Origin of the sequence: Pseudomonas sp. B28(2017) (genome assembly GCF_002113025.1) — a bacterium.
Lineage (GTDB): Bacteria > Pseudomonadota > Gammaproteobacteria > Pseudomonadales > Pseudomonadaceae > Aquipseudomonas.
Genome location: NZ_NEJH01000003.1, coordinates 53,827 through 72,516, shown reverse-complemented (window position 1 = coordinate 72,516; position 18,690 = coordinate 53,827). Strand labels below are relative to the sequence as shown.

Below are 18,690 nucleotides of genomic sequence, written 5' to 3'. Positions count from 1 at the left end.
ATGCGTTGTCTGTTGTTCGCCTGCCTGTTGCTTGGTTCATTCCCGTCATTCGCCCTGGATCGCTTCCAGGTCGAGGGCTACACGCTGCGCAACGGCTTGCAGTTGCTGCTCAAACCCGGTACCGACCGCGGGCATGTGGCGATCCGGCTGGTGGTCGGCGTTGGCCTGGACGATTTCAACTGCGAAGAAAAGGAATTGCCGCATCTGCTGGAACATCTGCTGTTCAGCGGCATCGACGCCAGCGGCGAAGGCGGCCTGGAAGAGCGCATGCAGGCCCTGGGCGGTGAGTGGAACGCGTTCACCAGCAATGCCGATACGACTTTCGTCATCGAAGCCCCGGCGAAAAACCAGCGCAAAGTGCTCGACCTGCTGCTGGCGTTGCTGACCCAGACCCGTTTCGACGACAACGCCATCAACGCGGCCAAGCAAGTGGTCGAGCGCGAAGACGGTGGCCATTACTCGCACCTGCAACGCTGGCTCGATCGTCAGGACCTGGGCCACACCGCCAGCAACCAGCTGGCCGTGGAGCTGGGCCTCAAATGCCCGGAGCGTGCGCAAGTCGATGACCTGACCCGTGAGCAACTGGAGCGGGTGCGCAAGGACTGGTATGCGCCGAACAACATGACCCTGATCGTAGTCGGCGACCTCGACAAGTTACTGCCAGCCTATCTGGAGCGGGCCTATGGCGCGCTGGAAGCGATTACCCCCGGCGAGCATCCGCCGCTGCCGCAAATCCAGGCCAGCGCCGCCCACGAACGCACCCTGACCCACGGTTTGGTCGGCAACGGCGCCAAATTGCACTGGCTGGTGCCGGAGCCGGTGCTGGAAGACGGGCATGACGAAACCTTCGATTTGCTCAAGGATTATCTGGATTGGGCGCTTTATCGCCAGCTGCGCCTGGTTCACGGTCTGTCCTATGGCCCGTGGGCGGAACGCCAGGTGTTCGGCGGCGTGGGCTTCATGAGCCTCAATGCCGACCTTGAGCGCGACGATGTGCCAGAGGCCGAACAAGTGCTAGATGACTTGAAGGCCGCACTGCTCAAGGACGGCCTCAATGTCGACACCTTCAACCGCCTGAAACTGGCCGCGATTGCCCGCCAGGCCTGGGCCGTACAAGGTAACAGTGCGTTGGCCGACTACTACTGGAGCGCCATCGGTGATTACGAGGACGGCCGCTTCGCCGACCCGGCCCGGGAGCTGCAAGGGGTGACGCTGGGAGAGGCGAACAAGGCCGTGCGTGAATTGCTGTTGCAACCGGGGTATTTGCGGATCGAAAAACCGTTGTTCAGTTATGACCAGTTGATGTGGTTGGTGGTCGCAGTGGCGGGGTTGCTGCTCTTAAGTCTTGTGGCGTGGCGTTTTCATCGCGAAAAGTAAACATTCCCTGTAGGAGCGAGCTTGCTTGCGAAGAGGTTGGCCCATCCAGCAGTGATGTCGACTGCTACACCGCTTCGCGAGCAGGCTCGCTTCCACAGGTTACCCTCGCCACGGGGCGCCCTCGCGGGTACCCTGTCGAGGTTTTTTTCCTACGACGACTGTGAACCCGCCGAATGCAAAACCTGACCCTTTTCGTACAGCGCATTCTCGAATTGATGAAGCGCTACCCTGGGGTCATTGCGCTCGGTGGTTTCATCTCCGGGGTGTGCAGTTTCATTCTGGTCGATCGCCAGCAAGGCCTGGCGAGCTGGATCACCACCATCATGCTGATCAGCTGGATCTGGCTGATGCTGGAAAACAGCCTGACCAAGCTGTTCACGCGCATTTTCAAGCGCGAAATCCCGGAACCGTTGCTGCGCTACGCGACGCAGATGATCCATCAGGAAAGCCTGTTTTTCGTCCTGCCGTTCTTCTTCATCACCACGACGTGGAACAGCGGCCAGTTGGTTTTCACCGGGCTGCTGGGCGTCGCGGCGCTGATTTCGATTGTCGACCCGCTCTACTACAAGTGGCTGGCGCCACGGCGCTGGGCGTTTCTGGCCCTGCACACCCTGACCCTGTTTGCCGCGTTGCTCACTGCGTTGCCGGTGATCATGCACCTGACCACCGCGCAAAGTTTCAAATGGGCACTGGGTATCTCGGTGCTGCTGTCGTTCCCGAGCCTGGCGTCGATCTTCCCGATTCGTACCCTGCGTAGTGCGCTGGCGATTTTGAGTATCACCCTGGGCATTGGCTTCGTCGGTTGGGAGCTGCGCTCGTGGGTGCCGCCGGCGACGTTGTGGATGACCGACGTGGCCATCAGCACGCAAATGCAGGACCGCACGCCGGGCGCCAGTCTCGACGAAGTCAGCGCCGAGCAGATCCGCAATGGCGGGCTCTACGCATACACCGCGATCAACGCCCCGCGTGGCCTGGACGAGCGGATTTATCACGTCTGGCAGTTCAACGGCAAAGAGGTCGACCGCATCCCCCTGGATATTCGCGGCGGGCGCAAGGAAGGTTACCGGGCCTGGACCCACAAGCAGAACTTCCCGGGCAATCCGGCTGGCAAATGGCAGGTTCGAGTATTGACCGAAGATGGCCAGGTTATCGGCGTGCTGCGTTTCAAAGTCACGGACAGCACAGCGATCAAAGAAAAGTAGTACGGTTCGTGCTATTACGTAAGGCTGCGAAATCACAGAACAAGCACGGAGCTTATGATCAGCAGCACGATGGCCGGCAACGCCCGATTGGACACATCGCTCACACCTGCGCGGTTGCGGGTGACGGGCGACTGGACGCTTGCCCACTACGCTGACCTCAAGCTGTTATGCGAAAAGCTCCACGGCCAGTACGACGCCAACACCCCCATCGACCTCAATGGTCTCGGCGCCCTCGACACCGCCGGCGCCTCGCTGCTGGTGGAAATGCTCGGGTCCGAGCGCCTCGGTCGCTCTGCCGAACATCCTGATTGCACGCTGTCCTCCGCCGATCGTGCGTTGCTGCAAACGGTCTACTGCTCACTGACCGATTTCTGCGTACCGATCAAGGAGCCGGAAATCAGCGTTACCGTTCAGTTGCTGACCCGCATCGGCCGCGCGGTGGACACCGTCTGGCAGGACACCCTGCAGCTGCTCGGGTTCGTTGGCCTGATCATCGAAACCATTGTCCGAGGCCTGTTCCGTCCCAAGCGCTGGCGTGTCACGCCGATGATCGCCCATATCGAACAGACCGGTCTCGACGCCGCCCCCATCGTCGCGTTGCTGACTTTTCTGGTGGGCGCCGTGGTGGCGTTCCTCGGGTCGACGGTGCTGGCCACTTTCGGCGCCACTGTCTTCACCGTGGACCTGGTTGGATTTGCCTTCCTGCGTGAATTCGGCGTGCTACTGACCGCGATCCTGATGGCCGGGCGCACCGCCAGTGCGTTCACGGCGCAAATCGGTTCGATGAAGGCCAACGAAGAAATCGACGCCATCCGCACGCTGGGCCTCGACCCTGTGGAGTTGCTGGTGGTGCCGCGGGTCCTGGCGTTGCTGATCGCTCTGCCGATGCTGACCTTTCTGGCGATGCTGTCGGGGATTATCGGCGGTGGAGTGGTCTGCGCAGTGGCGCTGGATATCTCGCCAGCGATGTTCCTATCGCTACTGCAAACAGACATCGGTGTTCAGCACTTTCTGGTGGGGATCGTCAAAGCACCGGTGTTCGCTTTCCTGATTGCTGCCATTGGCTGCCTCGAAGGTTTCAAGGTCAGCGGCAGCGCCGAATCCGTCGGCGCTCACACCACGTCGAGTGTGGTGCAGTCGATTTTCGTGGTGATCGTGTTTGATGCGATCGCCGCGATGTTTTTCATGGAGATGGGCTGGTGAGTCGTATCCCCCGAGCGCCCTCCGAGGCGGTGATAGAAGTGCGTGGGTTGTGCAACCGCTTTGGCCGCCAGAGCGTGCACGAGAACCTCGACCTGGATTTGTACAAGGGCGAAATCCTCGCCGTGGTCGGCGGCTCCGGCAGCGGCAAATCGGTGTTGCTGCGCAGCATTGTCGGATTGCGCCAGCCCAGCGAAGGCGTGGTGAAAGTCTTCGGGAAAAACCTGCCAACCTTGTCCGAGGACGAGCGTTCGCGGGTGGAACGGCGATTCGGCGTGCTGTTCCAGAAAGGCGCGCTGTTCTCGTCGCTGACGGTGACCGAGAACGTCGCGCTGCCGCTGATCGAACACGCGGGCTTGAGCCGCAACGACGCCGAGCACCTGGCGGCCGTGAAAATGGCCCTGGCCGGGTTGCCGCTGTCGGCCGCAGAGAAGTACCCCTCTTCGCTGTCCGGCGGCATGATCAAGCGTGCCGCGCTGGCCCGGGCATTGGCGCTGGACCCGGACATCCTGTTTCTCGACGAGCCCACCGCCGGTCTCGACCCGATTGGTGCCGCCGCGTTCGACCAATTGATCCTGACCCTGCGCGATGCCCTGGGCCTGAGTGTCTTTCTGGTGACCCACGACCTCGACACGCTCTACACCATCACTGACCGGGTGGCGGTGCTGGCGCAGAAAAAGGTGCTGGTGGCGGACGCCATCGACAAGGTGTCGGAAACCGACGATGCGTGGATTCACGAATACTTCCATGGCCCTCGCGGCCGCGCGGCATTGACAGCCGCTCAACAGCTCAACGAGGTCTGACATGGAAACCCGAGCCCATCATGTATTGATCGGCCTGTTCACCGTGATTGTGGTGACAGCCGCGCTGCTGTTCGGCCTGTGGCTGGCCAAGTCCAGTGTCGATACCGAGTTCAAGGACTACGAGGTCGTGTTCAACGAGGCGGTCAGCGGTTTGTCCAAGGGCAGTTCGGTGCAGTACAGCGGGATCAAGGTCGGCGACGTGATCTTGCTGCGCCTGGACCCGAATGACCCGCGCCGGGTGCTGGCGCGAATTCGCCTGGCCGGCGATACCCCGGTCAAGGAAGACACCCTGGCCAAACTGGCCCTGACTGGCGTCACCGGGACTTCGATCATCCAGCTCAGCGGCGGCACGCCACAGAGCCCGACGCTCAAGGGCAAGGACGGCAACCTGCCGACCATCGTCGCATCGCCCTCGCCCATCGCCCGTTTGCTCAATGACAGCAACGACTTGATGTCCGGTGTGAACACGCTGATGCAAAACGTCAACCTGATGTTTTCCACGGAAAACATCGAGCGCATCAGCAATACCCTGCAGCACCTGGAGCAAACCACCGGAACCATTGCCGAGCAGCGCGGCGATATTCGCCAGGCCATGCAGCAACTGGCCTCGGTCGGCAAGCAGGCCAACAACATGCTGGAGCAGACCACGGCGCTGATGCGCAATGCCAACGGACTGCTCAATGATCATGGCAAGGAGGCGTTCGGCAGTGCCGAGCAGGCGATGAAGTCGCTGCAGGAGAGCAGCGCCACCCTCAACAAACTGATCAGCGCCAATCAGGATTCGCTCAACAGCGGCATGCAAGGCCTCAATGGCCTGGGCCCGGCCGTGCGCGAGATGCGCGAAACCCTGTCCTCGTTGCGCGTTATTACCAAACGTCTGGAGGCCAACCCCAGCGGTTACCTGCTGGGCGGTGACAAGACCAAGGAATTCACGCCATGACGCTGATCCGGTTCGCTCTCCTCGCTGGCTTCACGCTGGTCAGTTCGTGTTCGATCCTGCCCAAGCCCGAGCCCTTTGATGTCTATCGATTGCCTTCGGTCCAGAATGCATCGGCCAGCCATGGCACGCCGCAACGCTGGTCGTTGCGCCTGACCAAACTCCAGTCCAGCGAAGCGTTGAACAGTCCGAACATTGCAGTGATTCCTCAGGGCGATGTGATCAGCCACTACAAGGGCTCGCGCTGGAGCGACCCAGTGCCGGTGCTGGTGCGCAACCGCCTGCTGGAAGGTTTCCAGCATGACGGGCGGGTGCCGTTGTTGAGCACCGATGACAGTATTTTCCAGACCGATCTTGAATTGGGCGGCAGCCTGCAGGCGTTCCAGACTGAATACCAGGGTACGAATGCCGGCGTAGTCGTGCGTCTGGATGCATTGCTGGTGCGCAGTTATGACCAGCGCATCCTCGCCAGTCGTCGCTTTGAAGTGCGCCAGCCGTTGAGCAGCGTGCAAGTCCCGGCGGTAGTGGCGGGGTTTGGTCAGGCTAACGATCAGTTGACTGCGCAGGTGGTGAACTGGACCGTCGAGCAAGGACAACGGCTGGCCCCGCCACCAAGGCCCTGAAGTCTGTGTGACCCCCTGTGGGAGCGAGCAGGCTCGCTCCCACAGGGGTAAGTCGTTAGCGACTCAAAAACGCCTGATGCAGCTCAGACAGCGTTTCAAAGTGATACGCCGGCGCTTCAGCGCTCAGTTCTTCGTGGCTGCCGAAACCGTAACCCACCGCGGCCGCGTCCAGGCCGTTGCTGCGCGCGCCGATCAGGTCGTGCTTGCGATCGCCGATCATCAAGGTGCTGGCCGGGTCCAGATTTTCTTCGGCCATCAGGTGAGCGATCAGCTCGACCTTGTTGGTCCGGGTGCCATCCAGTTCGCTGCCGTAAATCACCTTGAAGTGCTTGGCAAAGTTGAAATGCCGGGCGATTTCCCGGGCGAATACCCACGGTTTCGAGGTCGCGATGTACAGCTGCCGGCCTTGCCCGCTCAGGGTTTCCAGCAGCGGCGTGACGCCGTCGAACACCCGGTTTTCGTACAGGCCGGTGACCTTGAATCGCTCGCGGTAGAAATTCACGGCTTCCCAGGCCTTGGCTTCGTCGAAGTCGTAGAACTGCATGAACGCTTGTAACAGCGGCGGGCCGATGAAATGTTCGAGTTTGACCAGGTCCGGCTCATCGATACCCAGTTTGCCCAAGGCGAACTGGATCGAACGGGTGATGCCTTCGCGCGGGTCGGTGAGGGTGCCATCAAGGTCGAATAAAACGGTTTGGTAATGCATGTCGAATCCTGAATTTAGAGGGCCGGGTCAAAGCTGGTCGTAGCCTTCGGCCAGATGCAGGTCCTTGAGCTTCACGTAGTTCGCCGCGCTGTAGGTGAAAAAGGCGCGTTCCTTGTCCGTCAGCGGGCGGATCTGCTTCACCGGGCTGCCCACATACAGGAAGCCGCTTTGCAGATGCTTGCCCGGCGGCACCAGGCTGCCGGCACCGATGATCACCTCATCGTCGACCACCGCACCGTCCATGACGATGCTGCCCATGCCGATCAACACCCGGCTGCCCACCGAACAGCCATGCAGCATGACCTTGTGGGCGATGGTCACGTCATCGCCGATCAGCAACGGAAAACCGTCCGGGTTGAACGGCCCGGCGTGGGTGATGTGCAACACACAGCCATCCTGCACGCTGGTGCGCGCGCCGATGCGGATGCGGTGCATGTCGCCACGGATCACTGTCAGCGGCCAGACCGAGCTGTCGTCGCCGATTTCAACGTCGCCGATCACCACCGCCGAGCTGTCGACAAAAGCGCCTTTGCCGAGCTGCGGCGTATGGTCCTGATACTTGCGAAGGTTCACGATAGGGTTTCTCTCTGTCGCTGATAGCTGCGGTGAGTGTCGATTGTAATTAAGATGGCTGCATGTTTCTCCAGCCAAGGTATCAACCGTGAGCGTGAACAACCCTCTTTTGCAGTCCTACGACCTGCCACCGTTCTCCGCCATTCGCGCCGAACACGTACAACCGGCCATTGAACAGATCCTGGCTGACAACCGCGCTGCCATCGTCGAGATCCTCAAGACCCAGGCCGAACAGCCAACGTGGGCCGGCCTGGTGCTGGCGATGGACGAGCTCAACGACCGCCTGGGCGCCGCCTGGAGCCCGGTCAGCCACCTCAATGCCGTGTGCAACAGCGCCGAATTGCGTGAAGCCTACGAGTCATGCCTGCCGGCCTTGAGCGCCTACTCCACCGAGCTGGGCCAGAACCGCGAACTGTTCCAGGCCTTCGAAGCCCTGGCCAGCAGCCCGGAGGCCGCCGGTTTCGACGTGGCGCAGAAAACTATCCTGGAACACTCCCTGCGTGATTTCCGTCTGTCGGGTATCGACCTGCCGGAAGCCGAACAGAAGCGTTACGCCGAAGTGCAGAGCAAGCTGTCCGAGCTGGGCAGCCGTTTCTCCAACCAGTTGCTTGATGCCACTCAGGCTTGGACCAGGCACATCACCGATGAAGCCGCCCTCGCCGGCCTGACCGATTCGGCCAGGGCACAAATGGCTGCTGCGGCCGAGGCCAAGGGCCTGGACGGCTGGCTGATCACCTTGGAATTCCCGAGCTATTACGCGGTGATGACCTACGCCCAGGACCGCGCACTGCGTGAAGAGGTCTACGCGGCTTACTGCACTCGTGCGTCGGACCAAGGGCCGAATGCCGGCCAGAACGACAACGGCCCGGTCATGGAAGAAATCCTCGACCTGCGTCAGGAGCTGGCCAGGCTGTTGGGTTTCAGCAGTTTCTCCGAGCTGAGCCTGGCGACCAAAATGGCTGAATCCAGCGATCAGGTGCTGAGCTTCCTGCGTGACCTGGCCAAGCGCAGCAAGCCGTTCGCCGCCCAGGATCTGGAACAACTCAAGGCCTACGCTGCCGAGCAAGGTTGCCCGGACCTGCAAAGCTGGGACAGCGGTTTTTACGGCGAAAAACTCCGTGAACAACGTTACAGCGTGGCCCAGGAAGCCCTGCGCGCCTACTTCCCGATCGACAAGGTGCTCAGCGGCCTGTTCGCCATCGTGCAGCGCCTGTACGGCATCGAGATTGCCGAACTCAAAGGCTTCGACACCTGGCACCCGGATGTCCGCCTGTTTGAAATCAAGGAAAACGGCCAGCACATCGGCCGCTTCTTCTTCGACCTCTACGCTCGTGCCAACAAGCGTGGCGGGGCCTGGATGGATGGCGCCCGCGATCGTCGCCGCACGGCTGGCGGCGTATTGCAAAGCCCGGTGGCGAACCTGGTGTGCAACTTCACCCCGGCAGACAGCGGTAAACCGGCGCTGCTGACCCACGACGAAGTCACTACCCTGTTCCATGAGTTCGGTCATGGCTTGCATCACCTGCTGACCCGCGTCGAGCATGCTGGCGTGTCCGGCATCAACGGCGTGGCCTGGGATGCCGTCGAACTGCCAAGTCAGTTCATGGAAAACTGGTGCTGGGAGCCGGAAGGCCTGGCGCTGATTTCCGGTCATTACGAAACGGGCGAACCGCTGCCTCAGGACCTGCTCGGGAAAATGCTCGCGGCGAAAAACTTCCAGTCCGGCCTGATGATGGTTCGCCAACTGGAGTTTTCGCTGTTCGACTTCGAACTGCACGCCACTCACGGCGATGGCCGCGGCGTGCTGCAAGTACTCGAAGGCGTACGCGACGAGGTGTCGGTGATGCGTCCGCCGGCCTACAACCGCTTCCCCAACAGCTTTGCGCATATCTTCGCCGGGGGTTATGCCGCGGGTTACTACAGCTACAAATGGGCAGAAGTGCTGTCGGCCGATGCCTTCTCGAAATTTGAAGAGGAAGGCGTGCTCAACGCCGACACCGGTCGCGCCTTCCGTGAAGCGATCCTGGCGCGCGGTGGTTCCCAGGAGCCGATGGTGCTGTTCGTCGACTTCCGTGGCCGTGAGCCATCGATTGACGCACTCTTGCGCCACAGCGGCCTGAGTGAGGACGCAGCAGCATGAGTGAGGGACCCGTGATTACGAAAAAACGCTTTATCGCCGGGGCGGTCTGCCCGGCATGCAGCGAGCCGGACAAGTTGATGATGTGGAGTGAAGACCAGGTCCCGCACCGTGAGTGCGTGGCCTGCGGTTACTCCGACACACTCAATGAGCAAGGACTGTCGGTGCCCAAGGAACTAGGTACGCGGGTTAACACCAGCGCACTCAAACCAGCCGACACCAAGGTTCAGACGGTTCAGTTCTTCCCGAATCCGAAGCTGAAGAAAAAGCCCGACGAACAGCACTGAGTGAAAAAAAGCCCCCGTTGCGCCATGCAACGGGGGCTTTTTTATTCGATATGAGCGGACTTGAACCAGCTCTTCATTGAGCACGCGGCGAACGGGCTGGTGCTGCAATCGCCGTTGGCCAGCGCCGTGCGCAGTTTGTCGACATCGGCCTGCATCATGTAGCGGATGCCGTCCTTGAAGTGGGTACTGTCGCCAAAGCCGCCCCGGGTCATTTCGTTCAGTGCATCTTCCTTGCTCCAGCCTTGCACGACTACCCGATACATTGCCGCGATCAAACCGGTCCGGTCAGAACCGTGCTTGCAGTGCATCAGTACCGGTCCCTTGGCTTCGGCGGTTTGAATGGTGCGCAGGGCTTTGAGTATGTCTGCGTCATCCACATGGTTGGTGCGATAGGGCAGTTGTATCTGTTCGATACCAGGAGAAGACAACCAGTGTGAGTCCGGTTCCGGCAGGAAATTGATCACCGTGCCGACCTTGAGCTTTTCCAGAAGCGGCAGCGCTTCCTTGTCGGGTAATGCACTGCGATAGAGAGTGGGAGACATCTGAAAAAGGTTGTACTGCACCTCGACCGGTTGAGCCCAATCCGCCGGACGTGGAGAAACCGCATCGTCGGCGAAGGCTGGCATCAGGTTGAGAAGTGCGACCAGCGAGAGGCACATCGCAGGGAAAATGCGCGGTAGGGACATGCTTGGTGACCGTTCAGGAGGAGGCAGATGTTGGCGTATAGATTCAGTCCTTAACAGTCAAAGCCCTGTGAGGGGGGCGTCAATGAAACGTGAAATGATGCTGGCGTTACGAATACTGAATGATTGACCACCATCGTTAGACGATGCAATGAAAGTGCTCGAGTCAACCAGTTTATCCGTCGTATCACCGTTTTCATCCTGGCCCGACTCTTTCAGAGCGAACTGCATGGAAACCAGCACTTCATTTGGGGTGACTATGGTAGGGCCAAGTTTTTGGAGAAAAATGCCACGACGATGGAAATACGACATATGCAAAGTCTTTTAATTAATGTCCGTTAATTGACTGTTACGAAAAAATAACAATGACACTTCCAGAGCTTTGACCAGATTTAATATGTGTATCTTGATTGGCCGATACAGGCGTGCAACAAACGAAAACCGAGAAGGTGCCCAACGGCACTAGTCCCACCGCCAGTGCCGATGTACTGTATGTGTATACAGTTATCAGGGCTTCTCCATGCATACGCCATTGCCCCCACGTGGTCGCGGCACCGCGACCAACCCGCACAACCGCTTTGCCCCCAACCATTCGGTGGCCGAAGACGACGGCTGGTACCAGGAAGTACCGCTCACCCAGGGCACCAAGGTGCGCATCGAAACGGCGAAAACCATCATCACTCGCAATACCTCGCCGGATTTGCCGTTCGATCGTTCGATCAATCCCTATCGCGGCTGCGAGCATGGTTGTATCTATTGCTACGCAAGGCCAAGCCACGCCTATTGGGACATGTCGCCAGGGCTGGATTTCGAAACCAGGCTGATCGCCAAGACCAATGCCGCGCAGGTGCTGGAAGAACAACTGTCCCGGCGTGGATATCAATGTGCTCCGATCAACCTGGGCTCCAACACCGACCCGTATCAGCCAATTGAGCGTGAATACAAGATCACCCGGCAAACCCTCGAGGTACTCCTGCGTTACCGGCACCCGGTGACCATCGTCACCAAGGGCTCGCTGATTCTTCGCGACCTGGACCTGCTGACCGAGCTTGCCAGCCAAAGACTGGTGGCGGTAATGATCAGCCTGACCACCCTGGACGACGAACTCAAACGCATCCTCGAACCCCGCGCCGCAGCGCCCAAGGCCCGGTTGCGGGCGATCAGGGCCATGCGCGATGCAGGCATTCCGGTGGGGGTACTGTGTTCACCGATGATTCCGATGATCAACGACAGCGAACTCGAAAGTCTGCTCGTCGAGGCCCACCGCGTCGGGGCACAGAGCGCCGCTTACATGATGCTGCGCCTGCCGCTTGAAGTGGCGCCGCTGTTCGAGGAATGGCTGGCGACCCACTATCCTCAACGGGCGGCACATGTCCTGAGCCTGATTCGCCAGAGCCGTGGTGGTGAGCTCTATGACAGCCGCTTTGGTGCGCGGATGCGTGGTGAAGGCCCGTTTGCGGACTTGTTGGCGCAGCGCTTTGCCAAAGCGATCAAACGGTTGGGACTCAATCACCGGGAGGGGTTCAATCTGGACTGCGAAGCCTTTTGTCCGCCGGGTCGCCAAATGTCGTTGATTTGAGGACAATTGGCCTATGGTTGAGTACTGGAGAGCGTGCTCACGCATTTCGCTGGTCACGTTTTTTGTGACCTGGAACGCACGTTCTAGAGCGGTTCATTCAGTTTGAATTAAGATTTGGCCGCTACCTTGTTCACCGAGTGACTGATGGGTCGAGATGCTCGACCTGGATGTTTTTTTACCAGCCACTGGCTTCACACGGAACCACACGGGATGACTCCCTGACTCCGCCAATGAGGATGAATCATGAGTGACAAGGATAAACAGCCGTTGGCTGCGTCGGCTTCAGCCCAACCCGAGGCCGAAACCGCCGATGCAGCGTTTCAGCATATCGTTGACGGCTTTTTGCATTTTCATCATGAGGTCTTTCCCCAGCAGGAAGAGCTCTTCAAGAAACTCGCCACGGCCCAGCGGCCACGAGCGATGTTCATTGCCTGCGCCGATTCGCGCATCGTTCCCGAGTTGATTACCCAGAGCTCCCCAGGCGACCTGTTCGTGACCCGCAATGTCGGTAACGTCGTACCGCCTTACGGGCAAATGAACGGTGGTGTTTCCACGGCCATCGAGTACGCCGTACTGGCTCTGGGGGTGCATCACATCATCATTTGCGGGCATTCCGACTGCGGCGCCATGCGTGCGGTGCTCAACCCGGACAGCCTGGAAAAAATGCCCACGGTCAAAGCCTGGCTGCGTCATGCCGAAGTGGCCAAAACCATGGTGCAGGAGAACTGCAACTGCGCTAACGAAAGCGAAAGCATGCACGTCCTCACCGAAGAGAATGTGATCGCCCAATTGCAGCATCTGCGCACCCATCCATCTGTGGCCTCGCGCATGGCCAACGGTCAGCTGTTTATCCACGGCTGGGTCTACAACATCGAAACCAGCGAAATCAAAGCGTACGACGCCGATCAAGGTTGTTTCCTGCCGCTCAATGGCAGCCTGCCAATTCCCGTGGCGACGCCCAAAGCGCGCTTCTAAATCCTCCTAAATCGTTGTGTGGTTTAACCGAGGCTGCCGTTCAGGCAGCCTGGCTTTGCCATGCCTGAAGAAAACTTCGGGAGACTCACCATGCGTGCTGCTCGACTCAAAGCTGTTCTGCCGCGGGAGCTGCTGGCTTCGGTGGTTGTGTTCCTGGTCGCCCTGCCCCTATGCATGGGCATCGCGATTGCCTCGGGGCTGCCACCGGCCAAGGGGCTGATCACCGGTATCATCGGCGGTCTGGTCGTTGGCTGGTTGGCCGGCTCGCCACTGCAGGTCAGCGGCCCGGCGGCAGGCCTGGCCGTTCTGGTATTTGAACTGGTCCGCCAGCATGGTGTAGCCATGCTCGGGCCGATTCTGTTGCTGGCGGGGTTTCTGCAACTGATGGCCGGTCGCTTGAAACTGGGATGCTGGTTTCGGGTGACGGCGCCTGCGGTGGTGTACGGCATGCTGGCCGGGATTGGCGTGCTGATCGTCCTGTCTCAGGTGCATGTGATGCTGGATGCCGTGCCCAAACCCTCGGGCCTGGACAACCTGGCAGCTTTCCCGGCGGCGCTGGCTCAAGCGTTGCCCACGTTTGGCTGGCAAGCCGGTTTGCTCGGTTTGTCGACGATTGCTGTCATGTGGCTGTGGGAAAAATACCGTCCGCAATCCTTGCGCTTCATTCCGGGCGCGCTACTCGGTGTCGGTCTGGCCACGCTTGCCAGCCTGGTGTTGGCATTGCAGGTCAAACGGGTTGCGGTGCCGGCCAACCTGACGGAGGCCATCGATTGGCTGAAGCCGGCGGATCTGCTCAACCTGGCTGATCCAACCTTGCTGATCGCCGCGTTTGCCGTGGCCTTCATCGCCAGCGCCGAAACCTTGCTCTCGGCCGCGGCGGTTGACCGCATGCACAGCGGCCAGCGCTCGGATTTCGACCGGGAATTGTCGGCACAAGGTGTCGGCAACATGTTGTGTGGCCTGCTCGGCGCGTTGCCAATGACCGGCGTTATCGTGCGCAGTTCGGCGAATGTACAGGCCGGAGCGTCCACGCGGTTTTCGACCATTTTCCACGGCCTGTGGCTGCTGGCGTTCGTGCTGTTGTTGTCCAGCGTGCTGCAAAGCATTCCGGTGGCAAGCCTGGCGGGCGTGCTGGTGTACACCGGCTTCAAACTGGTGGATCTCAAGGTTTTTCGTGGCTTGGCCCGGTATGGTCGGGCGCCGATGTTCACTTACGCGGCAACTGCGCTCGCCATCGTTTTCACGGACCTGTTGACTGGCGTGTTGATTGGCTTCGGCCTGACGCTGGTGAAACTGGCGCTGAAAGCCTCTCGCTTGAAAATCAGCCTGATCGACCTGCCTCAGGAGGGGGAAATGGAATTGCGCCTGGTGGGCGCGGCGACCTTCCTCAAAGTGCCGGCATTGACCCAGGTGCTAGGCAGCATTGCGCCGGGCATGACGGTGCATGTGCCGCTCAACAATTTGAGTTACATCGATCACTCGTGCCTGGAGCTGCTGGAGGATTGGGGGCGGGCAAATGCGGCCAAGGGCTCGAAGCTGTTGATTGAATCGCGGGGATTGAAGCGAAGGTTGGAGGGGCGGGTGCGGACCAACATCGGTATTGGTGCGGCGGGCTGAGGTTCCTGTGCAGGAGCGAGCAAGCTCGCTCCTGCAGGGGAATTTTATTCACCGATGGATCAGGCAGCCGGCTGATCCAGCTCCAGGCCTACGCCCAAACGGCGGGACATGCATGGCCAGCGTTTCCACGCAGCACCGGTGTCCGGGCTGTTGAGCTTCTCACGGTAGGCTTCCACAGATTCCAGTGCGAAGCTTTCGTCGTCGAGCATCTCGTCGATGGCGTGATGCACCGCCTCGTCCAGTTGGTTGGCAAATTCCTCACCGATCAATTGGTGAGCAATCAGGTTGGCGACAGTCATGTCCAGGGGGATCAGTGGCTGGTCGAAATGTTTGATGTACAGGTCGTTGACCTCTTCGACAAACCGGTGCGCCAGGTAGGCTTCATCCAGCAGGCTGTCGAGCCCGACATGACCGGCCATGATGGCTGGTGGCTGGAGGAAGTACTGCTCGGCGATTTTCAGCACCGGTCTGATCTGTGACTCGATGCCCGCTTCCCTTGCGACGTCATTGGCTGCGTCCAGCAGATCGGGCACTTCATTGATGTAAGCGGCGACAAAACGCGTCAGCACGCCATTGGCGTCCACTTCCGGCAACTGGATCGCCGGGTGTAGATGAGGCAGTTTACTTTCCAGCTGACGCGTCAGCTGGCTGGTCTCGGCTTCGTGTTGTTGGGCTTTGTGGATCTGCTCGCGCAATGCGGCGGTGTTCATGAAAACTCCAGGAAACAAGGCAATGAAATAGGGAAGACATAACTTAGCTGGCTTATGAAAAATGCTAAGACGCATTTGTCATAATTATTTCATCCTTGAGACAACCCCGTTATATCGATTGGCCACCACTCGTCTGCATCCTTCTCCATTCGTGCCCTGCAAAGCAAGTTAATGCTGTTTCAGTTGATTTACGCCTTCGCATTGCGAGGTCAGAGGTGCTGTCTATACTCGGGGTGGAATGGAGTTAGCTGATGACGCCCGACTGCATGTGCAGCAAGGCCCGGCGATTCAAGTTCGTAGTCTGATGCAGCCGCTCCCTTGCCGCAGGTGAAAGCCGGCGGGATAACAAGAACGATAAGGGGAACCCGCAATGATGCGACATCCACATGTCTGGATGGGCCTCCTGTTGTGGTCGATTTTCAGCCAGGCGCAAGCGGCCTGGACTGTGAATATGGCGCCTGGAGCGACTGAAATCAGTCACGCAGTATTCGACCTGCACATGACCATTTTCTGGATCTGTGTGGTGATCGGCATCATCGTTTTTGGTGCCATGTTCTGGTCGATGATTCTCCACCGCCGCTCGACCGGGCAGGTGGCCGCCAAATTTCATGAAAGCACCACCGTTGAAATCCTCTGGACCATCGTGCCCTTCCTGATCCTGGTGGCCATGGCGATTCCCGCTACCGCGACCCTGATCAGGATGTACGACGCCAGTGAGCCGGAAATCGATATCCAGATCACGGGCTACCAGTGGAAGTGGCACTACAAGTACCTGGGCCAGGACGTCGAGTTTTTCAGCAACCTGACCACCCCCCAAGATCAAATCCACAACAAGGAAGCCAAGAGCGAGCACTACTTGCTCGAAGTCGACAAGCCATTGGTGCTGCCGGTCGGCACCAAGGTGCGCTTCCTGGTGACCTCCGCCGACGTGATCCACTCCTGGTGGGTGCCGGCTTTCGCGGTCAAGCGCGATGCGATTCCCGGGTTCGTCAATGAAGCCTGGACCCGCATCGACAAGCCCGGCATCTACCGTGGCCAGTGCGCCGAGTTGTGCGGCAAGGATCACGGCTTCATGCCGACCGTGGTCGAGGTCAAGGAAAAGGCCGATTACGAAAAATGGCTGGCTGATCGCAAGGTCGAGGTCGCGCAGCTCAAAGAGCTGACCAGCAAGGAATGGACGCTCGACGAACTCAAGGATCGCGGCGACAAGGTCTATCACACCACCTGCGTGGCCTGTCACCAGGCTGAAGGCCAGGGTCTGCCGCCGATGTTCCCGGCACTCAAGGGCTCGAAAATCGCCACCGGGCCGAAAGAGGCTCACCTGAGCCTGGTCTTCCATGGCAAGCCCGGCACCGCGATGGCGGCGTTCGGCAAGCAACTTTCGGAAGTCGATATCGCGGCGGTCGTGACCTATGAACGTAATGCCTGGGGCAACAACAAAGGCGACATGGTCACGCCTAAAGAAGTGCTGGAGCTGAAACAGGCGGAAAGCAAATGACCCGGTCTATTGCGCACGTACGGAACCGGTCGGGGCTACGCACCCCGGCTTGCCCAGCCCATCTGTTTGCAGGAGACAGGACATGACTGCTGTAATCGATGAACATGTTCATACCGCCACCGATCACGCCCATGGCCCCGCCAAGGGCCTGATGCGCTGGGTGCTGACCACCAACCACAAGGACATTGGCACGCTGTACCTGTGGTTTGCGTTCTCCATGTTCCTGCTGGGCGGCTCGTTTGCGATGGTGATTCGCGCCGAACTGTTCCAGCCTGGACTGCAAATCGTCCAGCCGGAATTCTTCAACCAGATGACCACCATGCACGGCCTGGTAATGGTCTTCGGTGCGGTAATGCCGGCCTTCGTCGGCCTCGCCAACTGGATGATTCCGCTGATGATCGGCGCGCCGGACATGGCCCTGCCGCGGATGAACAACTTCAGCTTCTGGCTGTTGCCGGCAGCGTTCCTGCTGATGGTATCGACCCTGTTCACCGCCGGTGGCGGGCCGAACTTCGGCTGGACCTTCTATGCACCGCTGTCGACGACCTACGCGCCGGAAAGCGTGACCTTCTTCATCTTCGCCATCCACTTGATGGGGATCAGTTCGATCATGGGGGCGATCAACGTGATCGCGACCATCCTCAACCTGCGCGCCCCCGGCATGACGCTGATGAAAATGCCGCTGTTTGTCTGGACCTGGCTGATCACCGCGTTCCTGTTGATCGCGGTGATGCCGGTACTGGCGGGCTGCGTGACCATGATGCTGATGGACATCCACTTCGGCACCAGCTTCTTCAGTGCCGCCGGTGGCGGGGACCCGGTGTTGTTCCAGCATGTGTTCTGGTTCTTCGGTCACCCCGAGGTGTACATCATGATCCTGCCGGCGTTCGGCGCCGTCAGCTCGATCATTCCGGCCTTTTCGCGCAAGCCATTGTTCGGCTATACGTCGATGGTCTACGCCACGGCGAGTATCGCGTTTCTGTCGTTCATCGTGTGGGCGCACCACATGTTCGTGGTCGGCATTCCGCTGGTGGGCGAGCTGTTCTTCATGTACGCCACGCTGCTGATTGCGGTGCCCACCGGAGTCAAGGTGTTCAACTGGGCCAGCACCATGTGGCAAGGCTCGCTGACTTTCGAGACACCGATGCTGTTCGCCGTGGCGTTCGTGATCCTGTTCTCCATCGGCGGTTTCTCCGGGCTGATGCTGGCCATCGCCCCGGCGGACTTCCAGTACCAGGACACCTACTTTGTGGTCGCGCACTTCCACTATGTGCTGGTGCCGGGGGCGATCTTCGGGATCTTCGCCTCGGCCTACTACTGGCTGCCGAAATGGACCGGCCACATGTACGACGAAACCCTCGGCAAGCTGCATTTCTGGCTGTCGTTCATCGGCATGAACATGGCCTTCTTCCCGATGCATTTCGTGGGGCTGGCGGGCATGCCGCGGCGAATCCCGGACTACAACCTGCAATTCGCCGACTTCAACATGGTGTCGTCGATCGGCGCATTCATGTTCGGCGCCACGCAGATCTTCTTCCTGTTCATTGTGATCAAGACCATTCGCGGCGGCCCCAAGGCACCGGCCAAACCGTGGGATGGGGCTGAAGGCCTGGAGTGGAGTATCCCGTCGCCGGCGCCGTATCACACCTTCACTACGCCGCCGGAAGTGAAATGAACACCTGGCCCTTTGTAGGAGCGAGCTCGTCTCCGGGCGGCGTTCCGACGATGGTCGTCAACGATAACGCTGGAAGCCTGGTACCCCGAGGTGCTCTCAGGTTTTTCG

The 18,690-nt window shown here is 59.7% G+C and carries 18 protein-coding genes; 13 read left to right on the top strand and 5 right to left on the bottom strand.

What is annotated here, in order from left to right; genetic code table 11:
- The 6 genes from CAF65_RS09575 to CAF65_RS09550 all read left to right on the top strand — a co-directional run bounded on the left by CAF65_RS09575 (position 1) and on the right by CAF65_RS09550 (position 6,142).
- Positions 1 to 1,377, top strand: a complete 1,377-nt coding sequence (locus tag CAF65_RS09575) for a pitrilysin family protein (protein WP_085716078.1) — start codon at positions 1 to 3, stop codon at positions 1,375 to 1,377.
- Between the two features lie 173 nt (positions 1,378 to 1,550).
- Positions 1,551 to 2,579, top strand: a complete 1,029-nt coding sequence (locus tag CAF65_RS09570; protein ID WP_085716077.1) for a DUF5924 family protein — start codon at positions 1,551 to 1,553, stop codon at positions 2,577 to 2,579.
- A gap of 54 nt (positions 2,580 to 2,633) precedes the next feature.
- Positions 2,634 to 3,782, top strand: coding sequence for an ABC transporter permease (locus tag CAF65_RS09565; RefSeq protein WP_085716076.1), 1,149 nt, complete (start codon positions 2,634 to 2,636; stop codon positions 3,780 to 3,782).
- A complete protein-coding gene (locus tag CAF65_RS09560) occupies positions 3,779 to 4,582 on the top strand; it encodes an ABC transporter ATP-binding protein (protein ID WP_085716075.1) in 804 nt (267 codons plus the stop codon). The genes CAF65_RS09565 and CAF65_RS09560 overlap by 4 nt, the downstream gene beginning before the upstream one ends.
- A gap of 1 nt (position 4,583) precedes the next feature.
- Positions 4,584 to 5,522, top strand: coding sequence for an MlaD family protein (locus tag CAF65_RS09555; protein ID WP_085716074.1), 939 nt, complete (start codon positions 4,584 to 4,586; stop codon positions 5,520 to 5,522).
- Positions 5,519 to 6,142 (top strand): ABC-type transport auxiliary lipoprotein family protein, encoded by a 624-nt coding sequence (locus CAF65_RS09550; RefSeq protein WP_085716073.1) that lies wholly within the window; start codon positions 5,519 to 5,521, stop codon positions 6,140 to 6,142. The genes CAF65_RS09555 and CAF65_RS09550 overlap by 4 nt, the downstream gene beginning before the upstream one ends.
- A gap of 55 nt (positions 6,143 to 6,197) precedes the next feature.
- Here CAF65_RS09550 and CAF65_RS09545 read toward each other — a convergent pair whose 3' ends face one another.
- Together CAF65_RS09545 and CAF65_RS09540 are read right to left on the bottom strand one after the other, a co-directional pair.
- A complete protein-coding gene (locus tag CAF65_RS09545) occupies positions 6,198 to 6,848 on the bottom strand; it encodes an HAD family hydrolase (RefSeq protein WP_085716072.1) in 651 nt (216 codons plus the stop codon).
- 27 nt (positions 6,849 to 6,875) lie between these two features.
- Positions 6,876 to 7,421: a gamma carbonic anhydrase family protein gene (locus CAF65_RS09540; RefSeq protein WP_085716071.1), complete on the bottom strand. Its 546-nt coding sequence runs from the start codon at positions 7,419 to 7,421 to the stop codon at positions 6,876 to 6,878.
- Positions 7,422 to 7,509: 88 nt separating this feature from the next.
- Between CAF65_RS09540 and prlC the strand changes: the two genes are divergently transcribed.
- Positions 7,510 to 9,561: an oligopeptidase A gene (gene prlC, locus CAF65_RS09535; RefSeq protein WP_085716070.1), complete on the top strand. Its 2,052-nt coding sequence runs from the start codon at positions 7,510 to 7,512 to the stop codon at positions 9,559 to 9,561.
- Complete coding sequence (locus tag CAF65_RS09530; protein ID WP_085716069.1) at positions 9,558 to 9,845, top strand: YheV family putative zinc ribbon protein; 288 nt, start codon at positions 9,558 to 9,560, stop codon at positions 9,843 to 9,845. The genes prlC and CAF65_RS09530 overlap by 4 nt, the downstream gene beginning before the upstream one ends.
- A gap of 41 nt (positions 9,846 to 9,886) precedes the next feature.
- Here CAF65_RS09530 and CAF65_RS09525 read toward each other — a convergent pair whose 3' ends face one another.
- Positions 9,887 to 10,531, bottom strand: coding sequence for a dual specificity protein phosphatase family protein (locus tag CAF65_RS09525; protein WP_085716068.1), 645 nt, complete (start codon positions 10,529 to 10,531; stop codon positions 9,887 to 9,889).
- A 57-nt stretch (positions 10,532 to 10,588) separates the two neighbouring features.
- Entirely contained in the window at positions 10,589 to 10,840 is a 252-nt protein-coding gene (locus tag CAF65_RS09520; RefSeq protein WP_085716067.1) for a hypothetical protein, read from the bottom strand.
- Positions 10,841 to 11,048: 208 nt separating this feature from the next.
- On the opposite strand from CAF65_RS09520, the gene CAF65_RS09515 reads away from it, so the two are divergent.
- The 3 genes from CAF65_RS09515 to CAF65_RS09505 all read left to right on the top strand — a co-directional run bounded on the left by CAF65_RS09515 (position 11,049) and on the right by CAF65_RS09505 (position 14,699).
- Positions 11,049 to 12,107, top strand: coding sequence for a PA0069 family radical SAM protein (locus tag CAF65_RS09515; protein ID WP_085716066.1), 1,059 nt, complete (start codon positions 11,049 to 11,051; stop codon positions 12,105 to 12,107).
- A 243-nt stretch (positions 12,108 to 12,350) separates the two neighbouring features.
- Positions 12,351 to 13,082, top strand: a complete 732-nt coding sequence (locus CAF65_RS09510) for a carbonic anhydrase (RefSeq protein WP_085716065.1) — start codon at positions 12,351 to 12,353, stop codon at positions 13,080 to 13,082.
- 90 nt (positions 13,083 to 13,172) lie between these two features.
- Positions 13,173 to 14,699 (top strand): SulP family inorganic anion transporter, encoded by a 1,527-nt coding sequence (locus CAF65_RS09505; protein ID WP_085716064.1) that lies wholly within the window; start codon positions 13,173 to 13,175, stop codon positions 14,697 to 14,699.
- Positions 14,700 to 14,758: 59 nt separating this feature from the next.
- On the opposite strand, the gene CAF65_RS09500 is transcribed toward CAF65_RS09505, so the two are convergent.
- A complete protein-coding gene (locus CAF65_RS09500) occupies positions 14,759 to 15,409 on the bottom strand; it encodes a hypothetical protein (RefSeq protein ID WP_085716063.1) in 651 nt (216 codons plus the stop codon).
- Positions 15,410 to 15,779: 370 nt separating this feature from the next.
- Here CAF65_RS09500 and coxB point away from each other — a divergent pair, with 370 nt between their 5' ends.
- Together coxB and ctaD are read left to right on the top strand one after the other, a co-directional pair.
- Entirely contained in the window at positions 15,780 to 16,907 is a 1,128-nt protein-coding gene (gene coxB / locus CAF65_RS09495) for a cytochrome c oxidase subunit II (RefSeq protein ID WP_008018431.1), read from the top strand.
- A gap of 82 nt (positions 16,908 to 16,989) precedes the next feature.
- Positions 16,990 to 18,582: a cytochrome c oxidase subunit I gene (gene ctaD, locus CAF65_RS09490; RefSeq protein WP_085716062.1), complete on the top strand. Its 1,593-nt coding sequence runs from the start codon at positions 16,990 to 16,992 to the stop codon at positions 18,580 to 18,582.
- The last annotated feature ends 108 nt before the right edge of the window (positions 18,583 to 18,690 follow it).

Bases quoted from the DNA above. Each gene is read 5' to 3' on its own strand.
- CAF65_RS09505 (WP_085716064.1), top strand. From the start codon at position 13,173: ATGCGTGCTGCTCGACTCAAAGCTGTTCTGCCGCGGGAGCTGCTGGCT.
- CAF65_RS09530 (WP_085716069.1), top strand. From the start codon at position 9,558: ATGAGTGAGGGACCCGTGATTACGAAAAAACGCTTTATCGCCGGGGCG.
- CAF65_RS09550 (WP_085716073.1), top strand. From the start codon at position 5,519: ATGACGCTGATCCGGTTCGCTCTCCTCGCTGGCTTCACGCTGGTCAGT.
- CAF65_RS09500 (WP_085716063.1), bottom strand. From the start codon at position 15,409: ATGAACACCGCCGCATTGCGCGAGCAGATCCACAAAGCCCAACAACAC.
- CAF65_RS09520 (WP_085716067.1), bottom strand. From the start codon at position 10,840: ATGTCGTATTTCCATCGTCGTGGCATTTTTCTCCAAAAACTTGGCCCT.
- CAF65_RS09525 (WP_085716068.1), bottom strand. From the start codon at position 10,531: ATGTCCCTACCGCGCATTTTCCCTGCGATGTGCCTCTCGCTGGTCGCA.
- CAF65_RS09575 (WP_085716078.1), top strand. From the start codon at position 1: ATGCGTTGTCTGTTGTTCGCCTGCCTGTTGCTTGGTTCATTCCCGTCA.
- CAF65_RS09515 (WP_085716066.1), top strand. From the start codon at position 11,049: ATGCATACGCCATTGCCCCCACGTGGTCGCGGCACCGCGACCAACCCG.
- CAF65_RS09570 (WP_085716077.1), top strand. From the start codon at position 1,551: ATGCAAAACCTGACCCTTTTCGTACAGCGCATTCTCGAATTGATGAAG.
- ctaD (WP_085716062.1), top strand. From the start codon at position 16,990: ATGACTGCTGTAATCGATGAACATGTTCATACCGCCACCGATCACGCC.
- CAF65_RS09510 (WP_085716065.1), top strand. From the start codon at position 12,351: ATGAGTGACAAGGATAAACAGCCGTTGGCTGCGTCGGCTTCAGCCCAA.
- CAF65_RS09555 (WP_085716074.1), top strand. From the start codon at position 4,584: ATGGAAACCCGAGCCCATCATGTATTGATCGGCCTGTTCACCGTGATT.
- CAF65_RS09545 (WP_085716072.1), bottom strand. From the start codon at position 6,848: ATGCATTACCAAACCGTTTTATTCGACCTTGATGGCACCCTCACCGAC.
- coxB (WP_008018431.1), top strand. From the start codon at position 15,780: ATGATGCGACATCCACATGTCTGGATGGGCCTCCTGTTGTGGTCGATT.
- CAF65_RS09565 (WP_085716076.1), top strand. From the start codon at position 2,634: ATGATCAGCAGCACGATGGCCGGCAACGCCCGATTGGACACATCGCTC.